Annotated in this window: 15 protein-coding genes; 11 read left to right on the top strand and 4 right to left on the bottom strand. The window is 35.4% G+C overall.

The genetic code is table 11. The features are described 5' to 3' along the window. Positions 1-28: 28 nt before the first annotated feature. The gene (locus Q9306_RS17165; RefSeq protein ID WP_306200651.1) at positions 29-1,261 is read right to left on the bottom strand and encodes an MFS transporter; all 1,233 of its coding nucleotides are present in this window, start codon (positions 1,259-1,261) and stop codon (positions 29-31) included. Positions 1,262-1,265: 4 nt separating this feature from the next. Then, positions 1,266-2,309, bottom strand: coding sequence for an ArsR/SmtB family transcription factor (locus tag Q9306_RS17160; protein WP_306200649.1), 1,044 nt, complete (start codon positions 2,307-2,309; stop codon positions 1,266-1,268). A 199-nt stretch (positions 2,310-2,508) separates the two neighbouring features. Between Q9306_RS17160 and Q9306_RS17155 the strand changes: the two genes are divergently transcribed. The 3 genes from Q9306_RS17155 to Q9306_RS17145 are packed head-to-tail and all read left to right on the top strand — an operon-like array spanning position 2,509 to position 6,145. Beyond that, a complete protein-coding gene (locus Q9306_RS17155) occupies positions 2,509-4,713 on the top strand; it encodes a bacteriocin-associated integral membrane family protein (protein ID WP_306200648.1) in 2,205 nt (734 codons plus the stop codon). A 9-nt stretch (positions 4,714-4,722) separates the two neighbouring features. Next, positions 4,723-5,361 carry an ABC transporter ATP-binding protein gene (locus Q9306_RS17150; protein ID WP_306200646.1) on the top strand — a complete coding sequence of 213 codons (639 nt, stop codon included), beginning with the start codon at positions 4,723-4,725 and terminating at the stop codon, positions 5,359-5,361. 37 nt (positions 5,362-5,398) lie between these two features. Beyond that, the gene (locus Q9306_RS17145; protein ID WP_306200644.1) at positions 5,399-6,145 is read left to right on the top strand and encodes a Nif3-like dinuclear metal center hexameric protein; all 747 of its coding nucleotides are present in this window, start codon (positions 5,399-5,401) and stop codon (positions 6,143-6,145) included. A gap of 83 nt (positions 6,146-6,228) precedes the next feature. On the opposite strand, the gene Q9306_RS17140 is transcribed toward Q9306_RS17145, so the two are convergent. Further along, the gene (locus Q9306_RS17140) at positions 6,229-6,948 is read right to left on the bottom strand and encodes an alpha/beta fold hydrolase (RefSeq protein WP_306200642.1); all 720 of its coding nucleotides are present in this window, start codon (positions 6,946-6,948) and stop codon (positions 6,229-6,231) included. Positions 6,949-7,217: 269 nt separating this feature from the next. Between Q9306_RS17140 and Q9306_RS17135 the strand changes: the two genes are divergently transcribed. Further along, positions 7,218-7,784 (top strand): hypothetical protein, encoded by a 567-nt coding sequence (locus Q9306_RS17135; protein ID WP_306200640.1) that lies wholly within the window; start codon positions 7,218-7,220, stop codon positions 7,782-7,784. 140 nt (positions 7,785-7,924) lie between these two features. Then, the gene (locus Q9306_RS17130) at positions 7,925-8,677 is read left to right on the top strand and encodes a WecB/TagA/CpsF family glycosyltransferase (protein WP_306200638.1); all 753 of its coding nucleotides are present in this window, start codon (positions 7,925-7,927) and stop codon (positions 8,675-8,677) included. A 44-nt stretch (positions 8,678-8,721) separates the two neighbouring features. On the opposite strand, the gene Q9306_RS17125 is transcribed toward Q9306_RS17130, so the two are convergent. Further along, on the bottom strand, positions 8,722-9,438 hold the full coding sequence (locus tag Q9306_RS17125; protein WP_306200636.1) for a HoxN/HupN/NixA family nickel/cobalt transporter: 717 nt from the start codon (positions 9,436-9,438) through the stop codon (positions 8,722-8,724). Positions 9,439-9,855: 417 nt separating this feature from the next. On the opposite strand from Q9306_RS17125, the gene tatA reads away from it, so the two are divergent. The 6 genes from tatA to Q9306_RS17095 all read left to right on the top strand — a co-directional run bounded on the left by tatA (position 9,856) and on the right by Q9306_RS17095 (position 14,745). Further along, positions 9,856-10,062, top strand: a complete 207-nt coding sequence (gene tatA / locus Q9306_RS17120) for a twin-arginine translocase TatA/TatE family subunit (RefSeq protein WP_306200634.1) — start codon at positions 9,856-9,858, stop codon at positions 10,060-10,062. A 124-nt stretch (positions 10,063-10,186) separates the two neighbouring features. Beyond that, positions 10,187-10,951: a twin-arginine translocase subunit TatC gene (tatC, locus tag Q9306_RS17115; protein ID WP_306200632.1), complete on the top strand. Its 765-nt coding sequence runs from the start codon at positions 10,187-10,189 to the stop codon at positions 10,949-10,951. A gap of 70 nt (positions 10,952-11,021) precedes the next feature. After that, positions 11,022-12,095, top strand: a complete 1,074-nt coding sequence (locus Q9306_RS17110; protein ID WP_306200630.1) for a hydrogenase small subunit — start codon at positions 11,022-11,024, stop codon at positions 12,093-12,095. Then, positions 12,092-13,816, top strand: a complete 1,725-nt coding sequence (locus Q9306_RS17105) for a nickel-dependent hydrogenase large subunit (RefSeq protein ID WP_306200628.1) — start codon at positions 12,092-12,094, stop codon at positions 13,814-13,816. The genes Q9306_RS17110 and Q9306_RS17105 overlap by 4 nt, the downstream gene beginning before the upstream one ends. A 13-nt stretch (positions 13,817-13,829) precedes the next feature. Then, complete coding sequence (gene cybH / locus Q9306_RS17100) at positions 13,830-14,624, top strand: Ni/Fe-hydrogenase, b-type cytochrome subunit (protein ID WP_306200627.1); 795 nt, start codon at positions 13,830-13,832, stop codon at positions 14,622-14,624. Beyond that, positions 14,611-14,745: a hypothetical protein gene (locus Q9306_RS17095; protein ID WP_306200625.1), complete on the top strand. Its 135-nt coding sequence runs from the start codon at positions 14,611-14,613 to the stop codon at positions 14,743-14,745. Before cybH ends, Q9306_RS17095 begins: the two co-directional genes overlap by 14 nt. The last annotated feature ends 34 nt before the right edge of the window (positions 14,746-14,779 follow it).

The raw sequence follows: 14,779 nt of genomic DNA, 5'->3' as shown, positions 1-14,779 counted from the left end.
TACTATCTTTTGGATAGCATATAGAAAACTACGTGTTAGTAACGCTATCATTCTCCTCATTTAAAAAGGAAAAGAAGGGAAGTAACATACCGAATAAAGCAGGAATCATAATAAAGCTACCGATCATGATATACAAAATACGGATGCCGGATAATTCGACAATTTGCCCTGCGAATAAAATACCTAAAGGCATAGTTGCTCGAATCAAGAAGAGACGAACAGAAAATATTTGTCCCATTAGATGAGAAGGTACGATTTTTTGCAGAAGACTCGTTTGGTGAATATTGAAAAACGGGAAACAAATACCTCCAAGAATTTCGCATAAAACAGCAAGAGGAAAGGAGGTTACAAAGCCAAGTAAGAAAAAGGATAAGCCGCCCATAAGTAGACCAGAAAGCATCATATATCTTCGCGGCCATGTATCTCCCCATCTTCCCACTAGGAAAGAACCAATTACATATCCGAAAGGGAAACTCCCCATGAAAATGCCATATGAAAAAGATGTTTCGTTTAATTCTTCTATTATAAATGGAACATTGATTACCATCGTTACCCCAACGCTAAATTGAACTAAAGAAGTAAAGAATCCAAGCCATATAAGCGGACGTTGTTTGAAAAAATATTGATATCCAGAAATAATTTGTTTTAACCAAGTAACCTTTTTCTTAACGTTTGTAACTGAAGATTCATGAAGATACGCAAGGCTGCAGGCGCTTATAAGAAATAAAGTTCCTACCATTATGTAAGTAGATGAAGCTCCTATGTAAGCAATTAGAAGTCCTCCTAATGTAGGGGCTAAGAAGCTCATTGTGCGGACTGTGCCGTCAAGCCAAGCATTTGCTTGTGTGAGTTTATCATGTTCGACAATTGTAGGAAGCAAGGATGAAGCAGCTGGAACATAAAGAGGCTGCAAAATTCCAAGTACAACTTGAATTAGGAACAAGCTCCATATTTCAATCTGACCTGAAAATATAAGAATAACCGGTAAGAAGAACACAATTCCTCTTAAAATTTGAGACCACAGCATAATATATTTACGACTTATCCTGTCGATGAATGGACCGATAAAAAGTTGAAGAATTAAAGACGGGATAAAGTAAGTTAACCATAGCGTCCCCATTGCCGATTTTGATCCGGTCAATTCATACAATAATAACGAATTACATAGAGCGCCTATCGCTCCTCCAAGTTCAGAAATGGTTTCCCCAAGCCATAAACATAAAAAAGAACGGTTCGTAAATACATGATGATTTCCCTTCATTTTTTCACCTCTTTTCTAGAAAACGCTGTAATTTTTCTTGGAGAGAAGATAAATGATCAAGCTGTATATAATAACGAGAACCTTTGCCATTAATGATGCGTGCTGCTCGAAGTAAAGACAAATGATGATGAAGAGTCGTTTTTGGAATTTTGAGCTGCTCGGTTAGCTCTTGAAGTGAGTGATCTCTTTCAGTTAGCAACTTAATAATTTTTAATCGCGTTTCATCGCCAAGTGCCTTATAACTATGAACTAATGTAGAAGGCGGAGAATACGGATCTTCGATTAAACTCACATTATCGTCTGAGATAGGATAATAAAATACTTTCATTCCCGGTAAAGCCGTTTCTACATTCCAAGGCCGATACACGTATTGCGGAATAAGGATAACTTGATGAATGGAAGGCTCAGGTTGATATATGCTGCCTGTTATATATTTAACAAGCTCTTCTGGATGATACGCAGATTGAAGTGAACGTTTTTGCTGGGCATCCCGTTCAAGCATGCTCGTAAACTCGATGTAATTAGGTTGCACTACTGTTTCATACCAACCTTCAGAGATGATTTTTAAATGTTGTGTAAGCAAGGAAGTATCAATAGATGAAATATGTTTAATATATGCTGGAAAGAACTTATGATGTTGGCAAGCTTTTATAAGGGATGTGATTGCTGCACTGTCTTGCTGGGATGCTTTTCGACGATTATCTTCATGCTGCAAACCGATATAAGGTAAAGAGTGCCAACGTAACTCCTCTTCAGTTCGTTCATCAAGAAAACAAAAGAAGTTTTCAAGAGAATTAAAAGATTGGGAATGAAGTAATTGCAGCAAAGCGAACCATGTGTTGTGTTTGTGTGTGTACTGTAGTTCTTCGCGAACGGCCGCAGGTAATTGTTTCTCAATATCCTTCCAATACTCTATCGGCTTTTCAAAAGTGTGGTGAAAATCATAATACGTAAAAGCTGCAATGCCTAATCCCATTTCGAATAAAATCGAATGTTTAATTTGAACAGAATACGTTTCTCTTGTCGCATTTAAGTTCATTACTTTCATTGTTTAGCCTCCTTTTTTATTTTATTCTATATTTTTTGAATTTTATTTTCAATTATTTTCGAATTATTATGTTCAAGTTATTAATAAATTTCATTTTGAGGTGAAAAATGATGATTGAACATAAAGATATATAGACAACATTCGTCTTGATATTCCCTTTTTTCTGAAAATATACTAAAATATGACAGAGGGGGACGTCATGAAAAAAGTTGTTGTGGTTTTTCTAATTGTAGCTTCTATATTGTCAGGTTTTATTGCATTTCAACAAACCGATCATAAAGAATTCGAAAAAATGGAAAAGGTAGAGCAGAGGATAGGTAAAGAGTTTGTTATTCCAGATGTACTGGGTTTTGCGAATCCTAGTGAAATTTATCCTATATTACTCGAGGCAGCAAAGGAGTCGCATACAAATATTTTTCGTACAAATGTTACGTATCACAAAGATGAACAAGCAGAAATTTTGAAATATGTGTTACTGACAACGGAAACGGCATATTTCAAGCAGTTTCAGTTAAGTAGAGGGAATGTGTTAACGCCAAAAGACACGTTCGAAAGTAATGCTTTTTTATCGACAATACATACGAAGAATACAAATCAAAAGGGAATTATAAAGGATTTTGGAGATAATCATACGATTACAATTAAGTCACTTCAAACGTCGTATGAGCATTTACCTATGGCAGGGCGCTATGTTGTAGAAGGGGTAGATGATAAATCATACAATGCATTTTTAAAGATTTTCTCTAAAAAGCTAAATCAGCATTTTAAGCCGAAACAGTATATTGTTGCTGACGATTTTAAACGGAATCTTAGTAATAACGAAGAAACTCTCGGTTCACCAATTAATTCTTTATCCTATATTCAGTATATCGTGTTTATCGTTCTCCTGTTTTTTCTTATTTATTATGTTTTTAATGAAGCGAAAAGAATTGGTGTTATAAAAATGCACGGCGTATCGAATGTACGTTTATGGTTTATCGTTATAGGTAAAATAATCGCCATTATGTTTGTTTTATCGTTACTCATTTCAGTGCTTGTATCAGCTTTTATAAAAAATGTAACGTCAGAGTTTATTTATACTGTTGTATTCCATCAATGTAAGACGTATTTTATCATTACGATATTATCTCTCGCTTCTTATTTCTATATTTCTAAGATCAAAGTCAATCAAATGATTAAAAATAGAAAAGATACAAAGGGGATTTTTGTATTAAATACGCTGTTGAAAGTTACTTGTTCTATTATATTTGTTTTATTAGCGACGTCTATTTTAGAACAATATATTACAGTGAAAGAAAAACAAGTGAATTTAAAAAACTGGGAGAAAAACAAAGATTATGGAGTGTTTTATCCGCTTTCTGGAGGGAATGAAGAAGATCAACAAGGGATGAATAAAACAGTGTCCATTATAAATGGAGAGCTTTATCCGATTTTGAATAAAATGGGAGCGATATTAATTGATTCCAAGAAGTATGAAGAATTAAATTTATCTATAAACAAGGATTATAAAGGAATACAGTCAGTTATAGTAAATAATAATTACCTTCACGAATTTCCACTATATGATATACATAATAAGAAATTGCAAGTTTCTGAAGATGCAGAAAACTGGATTTTATTAGTACCTGAAAAATATCAGAACAGGGAAAAAGAAATTCTTCGCTTTTTTGAAGAACGGAGAAAGCCAGCAATAGAATATGAAGAAAAAAGAATGCATAGAGAAGTTCCAAATCATTTGCGGAATCGACAACTAGAAGTGATTTGGATCAAAAACAATCAGGAAATCTTTAGTTTCAATCCAGATGTATATAAATCTAACCATAACAAAATTAAAGATGAAATTATTGAGGTTATGACAGAGAAAAATAGTTTTGTTGGAGAAAGAGACCTTATATTAGGCGGAGGGGCGAAAGATCCTTTAAAGATTAAGTTAATTGACAGAGATGCAGGATTAACTTATAAGGCTTTGGAGCCAGAACTTAAAAGGCTAGGACTAGAAGATAATTTAAAATATCTTGTAACAGTTGATCAATATATTTTAAAAGATATATACGATCTGCAAAAGACAATGAAAATGCTATTGACGGTTACTGGTGGGCTAATTGTCGGCATATTATTTTTGGTCACACAAAATATGATTATATATTTCAATAAAAATCAGCAGAAAATAGTAGTGCATCGCTTATTCGGTGTAAGTTTTTTTAGAACGTATAGAGGATACATGTTGTTATTTGTATTAACGTGGGTCGTACAACTATTAATTTGCTTCATCGTAAAAAAAGAGTTTGATATAAATTTTCTTGCGGTGGTGGCTATGCTTATATTCATTGAATTTACCGCGTCTATTATCGCATTAATTAGTATGGAACGAAGAAATAAAACAACGGTGATAAAGGGAGGTTAATAGAAACGAATGCAATATATATGTGAACTGATAGATGTTAGTAAAAGTTATGGAAATCATATGATTTTAGATGAGTTCAATTTAAAAATTTATGAAGGGGAAATGGTTGCGATTACTGGAAAAAGCGGATCCGGTAAAACAACGATTCTTAATATTATGGGAATGCTTGAAAATCCAGATAACGGAGTCGTTAAATTGTTTGGTGAAGAGAGTCCTAGTATGGGTTCTAGTAAAGCGAATAAACTTCTAAGAACGAGAATGTCGTATCTCTTTCAAAATTATGCACTCATCGACAATGATACAGTAAACAAAAATTTAGAAATTCCCTTGATTTATGCAAAAAAAACAAAGACGGAAAAGAAAGAACTAAAAGCAGCCGCCTTAGAAAAAGTTGGACTGAGCGTATCATTACAGCAAAAAATACACGAGCTTTCAGGTGGTGAACAACAGAGAGTCGCCATAGCAAGGATACTTCTAAAGCCTTGCGAGTTAATATTGGCCGATGAACCAACGGGTTCTTTAGATGATAGTAATAGAAATGAAATTATACAAATTTTAAAAAATCTAAATAAAGAGGGAAAGACAATTGTTATTGTTACGCATGATCCATATGTAGCACAAGTATGTGATAGAGTCATTAAATTATAATTTTACGAAAGTGAGATAATTAAGGGGAGAGGGAAAAATGAATATACAACAATTCAATCAACGCATTGAAGAATTATTTGGAGAACATTTACGTAAGTACGGCGATGAGTTTGGGGTAACAAACGTAAGTAATGAACATTTTCATAAGATAGGTTATGCTACTAATTTAACGCTTGAAACGGTTGAAGAAGCAAAGAAAGAAAATGTAGATATGATGATAACTCATCACGATGCATGGGAGTTTCTATACGGAATGGAAGAAGCTTGTCTAACTAAACTGAAAGAATATAACATCAATCACTTTTGGGTACATTCACCGTTAGATTTTGTTGAATTCGGAACGTGTACTTCGTTATTTCACACAATCGAAATTGATGAAATGATAACGTATTCTTCTTGTGACGATGAAGAATTACCTGGCGTTGGTGAATATACGAATCCAATTTTATTTTCAAAGCTTGTAGAAAGAGTAGAGGATAAACTCGGTGAAAAGGTGAAGGCGTGGAAAAATAATGATAAAGATGTCAAACGAGTTGGTATTATAACAGGCGCAGGCCATTCAACTGATCATATTCAAGCAGCGCTGGACAGTGGCTGCGATACATATATTACAGGAGAAAAGACGTTATATACAGTTCAGTATGCGCAGTTTAAGAAGATAAATCTTATCGTAGGTAGTCATACATTTACAGAAATATTTGGTGTGGAAAGTTTAGTGAAAAGGTTGCAGGAGTTGGATAACTCGCTTGAGGTTGTTCGATTGAATGAGGAGCACATGGAATAGATAAAGGGTGATGAATTTATGACAACAATTTATGCAAATTTCGGCCTAGAAAAAGCATGGTATTTCTAACCATGCTTTTTCTATTATTCATGAACGCTCCTGTGTATAAAATCTTCGACGATAATATTAAAAAGATTAGGAGCATCGTGATGAACTAAATGACCAGCTTTAGGAACGACAGCTTTTTCAATAAAAGTAGAATTATTAAAATGTGAAAATAAATATTTCGTATCAAATTCAGCGTTTGCTCCTGCGATTAATAGAGTAGGTATTTCTATCTCTTGTAATTGCTGAATTTGCTCAAAAGGATACCAGTTACTTTGAAAACTAATTTCAAGGAGTGTTTTCCAATCATTTTTCATATGAAGTTCATTAAAATAGTGTATGGAATTTTGGTCCTTCATTAACAATTGTGAACGATGTGCGTTTTCTTCGTTTAATACCTCCCAGTTTTCAGGTTTTTCTAACATAATACCAGCAAGAGTACAGGAAGAAATGTTTTGTTTGTTAAGTTGTAACATATGAACAGCAATAAGAGCACCTAAGGAGGTACCAACAATATGGTATGTTTCTAAGTGGAGCTGCTCGGTTAATTCTAGTATATCTAGTGCGGCTTGTTGAAAATAATTAGTGAAATCTTCAGCGTACGAATGACCGTGTCCTCTTAGATCGGGAACAATAACACGAAAACGGTTACTAAAATAATCAATTTGATGTTGAAAGCTTGACGCCCCGGTTTCTAGACCAGGATGCAAAAAAATAACAGGGTCTCCTTTTCCGTATTCTTCAAAGTGTAATTGCATATAACCACCTCTATTGTATAGAATATATATATTATAATGTATTTTCTGAATTTTAATTAGAGCAAAACCTTAAAAATAAGTCCATAAGCCTTCAGAAATCGTTGTAAATGTAGCTGTTAACTATGGGGAAATTACAGATGTTCAAGTAGGAGGCTTTGCTTCTAATTTTCAAGAAGTATATATTTTTATATAAATTAAGAAATATTAATAATCATACTTATGTGAAGAACGAGAGCCATATTTTAAGATTAATAATGTTGGAGGTATATATGCAATTTAAATATGAGTTAATTGGTACCGGTTGGGCAAACGGATTTATTGAACTAAATTCCCAAAAAATTTTATTTAGCCCCAGTTATATAACTGATGCATTTGGAAATTTATTAGGTGGTTTAACTGACTTATCAAATGGTGTGGAACGTGTTGTAACTTTTTTATGGGAGGAAGAGCCCCATGGATTAGGTTGGAGATTCGAGCTTCAAGACAGCAAGGAACTATTCTTAACTATAACAGAATATAATGACACACTAGACTATATTAAGGGGAAGGAAGGCGTGACCATTGTAGACGCCACTTGTAATTTTTTTGACTTTGTTAAAATGGTTATAAAAGAAGCGGATAAAATATTACTTAGATATGGAATTGTGGGTTATCAAAATTTATGGGCCGAACACGAATTTCCATTAAGCAGTTACTTGCAATTGAAATATATCTTAATGGAAGCAGACAAAATCTCCTTACAGACTAAAGAGAAAGTTGGGGGACAGAGTAAGAGTTGTGAAAAAAATGAATTAAAACAAGAGCTTCAATTTCTTATTCGTAATTTTGATTTTTAATTTCCACTATTAAAAAGGGGATAAACAAATGACGAATGTATGGATGGACGTTTTAAAATAGGGAACGTACATATTAGCTTTCATGAGCATCGTGATGGCAATTCGAAATAGAAACATATGAAAGGAATTATATTTTGGAAATGAAACAACAATACATAAAAGGAATACCATTTTGTAGTTTGGAGTACAAACAAGTAGTAAATATATTAAAAGATTGGTTAGCAGTAAAGAACGAGAAACCAAGATTTATTGTGACTGCCAATCCTGAAATTGTAATGTCTGCGAAAGAGACATCAGCCGAATCTGTACATTTCAAAAATATTTTGTTATCTGCGGACTTAATCACTGCTGACGGAATCGGTGTTATACTCGGTTCTAAAATTGTAAATGGCCATCTGAAAGAGCGGGTGACAGGTGCAGATTTAACACATGACTTAATAGATTATTGTAATCAAAACAAATACCGTGTGTTTCTTTTTGGAGCTGCACCAGAAAATAATGAACAAGCAATAGAAAATTTAAAAGTGAGTTTTCCACACGCTATTTTTGAAGGACAACACGGTTTTATAGGTAAGGAACAAATCGAAGAAGTGAAAAATCAAATCAAACAGTTTCAACCACATTTGTTACTAGTAGGTCTAGGTTCTCCTAAGCAAGAAATGTTTATCTATGAAAATCTTCATGAATTAAATGTACCATTGTCCATTGGTATTGGCGGGATGATCGATATTATATCAGGCAATGTCAAAAGGGCACCAAAGATTATGAGAGATACGGGAACGGAATGGTTATATAGGTTGGTAACACAGCCCAAGAGAATAAAACGGCAGCTTGTACTGCCGAAATTTTTGTTGTCAGTTATGGCGGATAGAGTTAGAAAAACAACGAATTAAAAATATAAAAAGAGATGGAAAAACCATCTCTTTTTATATTTTAACTACTGTATCCAAAGTTTAAACAGCCCTTCTGTAATCCCTATATTGTACATGTAATATACCCCAAACATTATACTAATGCTCCCAGTTATTTGGGTGAGTGTTTTATTCAGACTTATTTTTTTGGCACTAAAAACAAATGGAATCCCAATAATTGTTGTAAAGAAAAGCATCCCAATAACAGTTCCTACACCAAATATAAGAATATAAATAGCCGCTTCCCAAACACTCTTCACCGTACTCATAGTTAATAGAACCATTGCTCCACTTCCAGCAAGTCCGTGCACTAAACCGATCAACATGGATTTTAAATATGAAACATTTTTATGTTGGTGCCCGTGCTCGTGTGTACCGCTATGTATATGAGAATGGATATGTTTATGTTCTTCTCCATCGTGTTCATGTTGATGTACATGAATATTTTTTAAAGAGAAGACGGTGGTCAAACCAAGATAAACGAGCATAATGCCTACTAAAAATTCTAATGACATCGCCCACTTTTCTGGTATTTCACCTTTCATAAAAATAAGAATAATTCCAATGATAAATAATGTAGCAGTATGACCGATTCCCCAGAATACGCCCGCTAAAGTGGAGCGAAATAATTTTTTGCTTTGACTAGCAATAGTAGAAACAGCGATTACATGATCGGGCTCAATTGCATGCTTGATTCCAAGTACAAATCCTAAAGATAGAATAGATAGAAATCCTATTTCCATTCATATCCCTCCTTCAATAATATAATTTGTGAGATTAAAAATTTAGAAACCTGTTATGTGAGTAAATAAGAAGAAACATCCAACAAAAGACAATGCAGGAATGTTATTACAAAGGTAAATTATAACAGAGAAAAATGAATTGCTTTTATAAAAGTGGAAAAATTCATAAATTCTTCTTAAACTAGCTGATACGTTAATATAAGAAAAAAGTTCTATAGATAAGTGCAATGTTGTTGCATTTAACTTATTGATGTGCAAATCAATATGAAAAGTACTTTATTACACTAATAATAAAACTGACATATTTTGTTCATATTCGAACTTCCTGTGAACTTTCCACAATTTAGGGCATCATTTACCAAAATAATACTATAATCAATTTAGCGATACATATCAGAAGTGAAGGGAGGAATTCGCATGTTTTCTAATATTGGTATTCCTGGTTTAATTTTAATTCTAACTCTTGCGCTTATTATATTTGGCCCTAAGAAGCTCCCTGAAATTGGTCGTGCGTTTGGTCAAACGTTGAAAGAATTTAAGAAATCTACAGCCGAATTAAGGGATGATGTAGTAAGTGAAGTAAAAATCGAGAAGAAGGAAGAGCAAAAAGTTGAAATAAAGTAAGATGTAGGAGCAAGAATTTGGAATGTCTGCGGTTTTACTTTTTCGTGAAAACGATTTCGTATTTTATGCGAGTTGTTTTTGTAAAGCGGTAGCCGCAACCAGTGTGAATGGGTAGGGATAGAGGATGATAGAGAAAGAATTACATATTGTGGACCATTTAGAGGAATTGCGCAAACGGATTATTATTTCAGCTGTAGCATTTATCGTTTTTTTAATCGTTGGTTTTACGTTTGCTATTGATATTTATAAATGGTTTACAAAGGGTATAGATATGAAACTATCGGTACTCGGACCAAGTGATATATTATGGGTGTATTTTATGCTTGCGACGGTGATTGCAATTGCAGGCACAATCCCTGTCATTGCGATGCAGATATGGTTGTTTGTACGTCCTGCGCTGCGTCCGAAGGAGAGAAAGATCACGCTTACGTATGTACCAGCACTCTTTTTCTTATTTATCATGGGGTTAGCGTTTGGTTATTTTATTATATTTCCTATGATTTTTTCGTTTTTGCTTCATTTGGGTCAGGATATGTTTATAGCTCAATTTACAGCGGAGAAATATTTTCAATTTCTAATGAATGTGACATTGCCGTTTGGGGTTTTATTCGAGCTTCCAGTAGTAGTTATGTTTTTAACTTCGCTTGGTATTTTAAACCCTTATGTATTATCAAGCATTCGGAAGTATGCCTATTTTGTTTTGGCTGTAATTGCTGTTGTCATTACTCCACCAGATTTCATATCCGATTTTATCGTAACAATCCCCTTATTCGTGCTGTATGAAATCAGTATTTCTCTTTCTAAGGTTGTTTTTCGAAAGAAATTGAAGCGTCAGCAGAAAGAAGAGAACGAAAGGAATGTTTACGAGCAAGGGGGAGCTATTAAATAGTTATGAAAAGTAATTAAAGAATTTCTGAGTACTACTTACTTGTTTCATGGAAAATGGAGGGGGCTAGCAAATGAAAAAGCAGAAAACAATCTATGAAACTGCGATGGATAATGGGGTTACCCGAAGAGATTTTTTGAAAATGTGTACTGTATTGGCTGCGTCGATTGGTCTTGATTTTTCAACAACGGATAAAGTCGTAAAAGCGATGGAGACGAGTACAAGAGTTCCTGTGGTTTGGCTGCAATTTCAAGATTGTACAGGCTGTTCAGAGTCGTTTATCCGGTCGTCACAACCTAAAGTTGAAAGCGTTTTATTCGATATGATTTCACTTGAATATACAGAAGTTCTTTCGGCTGCATCTGGATTTCAAATTGAAGCAGCGATGGAACAGGTATTGAAAAAATACAAAGGAAAGTATCTTCTAGCTGTTGAAGGAAGTATTCCTCAAGAGGGCTTTTTAAACATTGGGGGGAAATCTGGAAAAGATACTTTTATTGAAATGGCTGAGAACGCGCAAGCTGTTATTGCTTATGGATCTTGTTCAGCATGGGGGGGGATTCCTGCTGCTTATCCGAATCCAACAGGCGCAAAACCAATTACGGACTTTCAAACGAGTACACCTACAATTCTTGTTCCTGGTTGCCCGCCGATTGCAGAGGTAATGACTGGTGTAATTGCTCACATTATAACATTCGGAAAATTGCCGGAATTGGATCATCACGGACGTCCGAAGGCGTTTTATCGCCATCGTATCCATGATAAATGTAACCGCCGTGCCTATTTTGATGCAGGATTGTTTGTGGAATCTTTTGATGATGAAGGTGCAAAACAAGGATATTGCTTATATAAGGTTGGCTGTAAAGGGCCTACAACTTACAATTCATGTGCTGAAATGCGCTGGAATGGAGGGGTTAGCTATCCGATTCAATCGGGAAATCCTTGTATTGGTTGTTCGGAAAAGGGATTTTGGGATAATGGTCCTTTCTACACAAGAAGAGCAAAAGTTCCAGGCTCACAAATAACGATTAATCCGGATACGATTGGGTTAGCAGCTGTTGGTGTTACGACAGCAGGTATTGCTGTTCATGCAGCAGGAACTGTAATTAAGAAAAAAATCGATGACAAACGAGGGGAAGACGAATGAGCGAGCGTATAGTAGTAGATCCAATTACGAGAATTGAAGGCCATCTTCGCGTGGAGGTAGATATCGATAATACGGGGATGATTAAGGATGCATTTAGTTCAGGGACCGCGGTTCGAGGACTGGAGTTAATCGTTCGAGACCGTGATCCTCGTGATGTGTGGGCGTATATTCAACGTATTTGCGGTGTTTGTACATCGACTCATGCCCTTGCATCACTTCGATCCGTTGAAGATGCACTAGAAATTAAAATTCCGAGAAATGCTCATTTGATACGAGATATTATGAATATGGTTATCTTCTTTCATGACCATGTCGTTCATTTCTATCATTTGCATGCATTAGACTGGGTCGATGTAGTAAGTGCGTTGAAGGCAGATCCTTCTGAAACATCACGAATTGCACAATCGATTTCAAGTTGGCCAAAATCTTCCCCGGGCTATTTTGCAGATGTGCAAAATAAAATAAAGAAGCTTGTAAATAGCGGACAGCTTGGCATCTTTGCGAACGGATACTGGGGACATAATGCATATAAACTTCCGCCAGAAGTGAACTTATTAGCAGTTGCTCACTATTTAGAAGCACTTGACTGGCAAAAAGAAGTTGTAAAGGTGCAAACTATTTTTGGAGGTAAAAATCCGCATCCTCACTATGTAGTAGGAGGGATGGCAACTCCACTTGATATTAATAGTGACAATGGTATTCATGCAGAACGATTAATGCATGTATCTCAAATCATTGATCAAGCTCGTGAATTCGTAAGTCAAGTGTATGTGCCTGACGTAATTGCCATCGGTTCTTACTATAAAGATTGGACATATGGCGGCGGGTTAGATAACTATTTATGCTATGGTGATTTTTCTACGCGAAGTATATATGATACGAAATCATACCGATTCCCAAGAGGAATTGTTTTAAATGGAAACATGAATGAAGTACATGATGTAGATCTCAAAGATCCTGAACAGGTGAAGGAGTTTATTGATCATTCTTGGTATACGTATGATGGCAAGGAAGGCGGCGGTGTTGGAAAACACCCGTTTGAAGGAGAAACTTCCCTTCATTACACAGGACCGAAAGCACCGTATAAGAATCTGGATACAAACAAGCAATATAGTTGGCTGAAAACACCGCGCTGGAAGAATCAGCCGATGGAAACAGGTCCACTCGCCCGAATGATGGTTGGTTATGCAGCAGGAAATAATGAGATTAAAAGCTTGATGGACGATACGCTGAAAAAGCTAGATCTTCCAATTACTGCAATGAAATCAGCGCTTGGTCGCACAGTGGCACGTGCCCTTGAAACGATTCTTCTATCGGATTGGATTCGACATGATATGGATGAACTACTTCATAATGTGAAGAATGGAAACCAAGTCACATTTGACCGTACAAAATGGGAGCCAAGCACTTGGCCGAAGAAAACAAAAGGAGTTGGCTGGGTAGAGGCACCGCGCGGAGCACTAGGGCACTGGATTGATATTGAAAATGGAAAAACGAAAAACTATCAAGCTGTTGTTCCATCTACTTGGAATGCATCGCCTCGTGATCACAACAATAATCTGGGAGCTTATGAAGCGGCATTGAAGGGAACACCGATACTGAATAAGGAGCAGCCGTTAGAAATTTTACGGATTATTCATTCTTTTGATCCTTGTCTTGCTTGTGCGGTACATTTAACAGATTTAGAGTCTAATAAAACGACTGAAATCCGATTAGGTTAGGAGGAGACTCATTATGTCAGACCTCATGCCAACAGCACATAATACGAATACGTCCGTTCCGGAAAAAAACAGCGAAGTGACGCTTCATCCAGAACGTCCAATTCAATATAAGAAAACAAAAGATGTCGTCAAAGTTTATGTCTGGGAATTACCAGTTCGAGTGTTTCATTGGATTAACGTAGTAGCAATTATTTTGCTTATGATAACGGGAATTTATATTGGAAAACCATTCGTTAGTTCAAGTGTACAAGAGGAAGCATATTACTCCTATTTCATGGGCTGGGCGAGATATATACACTTTTTTGCAGCATTTCTGTTCACAATCAATCTTCTTTATCGATTTTTCTGGGCGTTTATAGGAAATAAATTTGCTACATCAAACCCATTTCGCTTTGTGTTTTGGAAAGAAGTATTAGAAACGATTAAATTTTACTTATTCTTAAAAAATAAAAAGCCGCATTATATTGGACACAATCCACTGGCACAGCTTAGTTATTGGATTTTTATCGGTCTTGGTTCTTGGATAATGATGCTAACAGGCTATTATATGTATTTTGAGCCGCAGCCAGAATCATTCTGGGCTAAGCTATTTGTTTGGGTTCCGACTCTGTTTGGCGGAGATAGTTATACGATTCGTTCATGGCACCACTTAGTGGCATGGGCGTTTATGTTATTTACAGTTATTCATGTCTATATGGCAGTTCGTGATGATTATATGGAACGAAATGGTACTATTTCGTCGATGTTTACAGGCTACAAGACTGAACCCAAAAAAATAGTTGGTGATAAGAATGATGAATCAAAATAAGAAAGCGAAAATCACAATACTTGGAATTGGCAACACCCTCTTTACAGATGAGGGTGTTGGCACTTTGTTGAAAAAAGATTATGTCAAAGAAAATGCCAAATTTTTTTGGCATTTTCTTTGATTTATATTTGTTTTATAAAGTAGTTTCTTCTATA

Source organism: Bacillus multifaciens (assembly GCF_030756675.1).
In the GTDB taxonomy this organism is placed as follows: Bacteria; Bacillota; Bacilli; order Bacillales; family Bacillaceae_G; genus Bacillus_A; species Bacillus_A multifaciens.
This window is presented reverse-complemented; position numbering and strand designations above follow the sequence as displayed.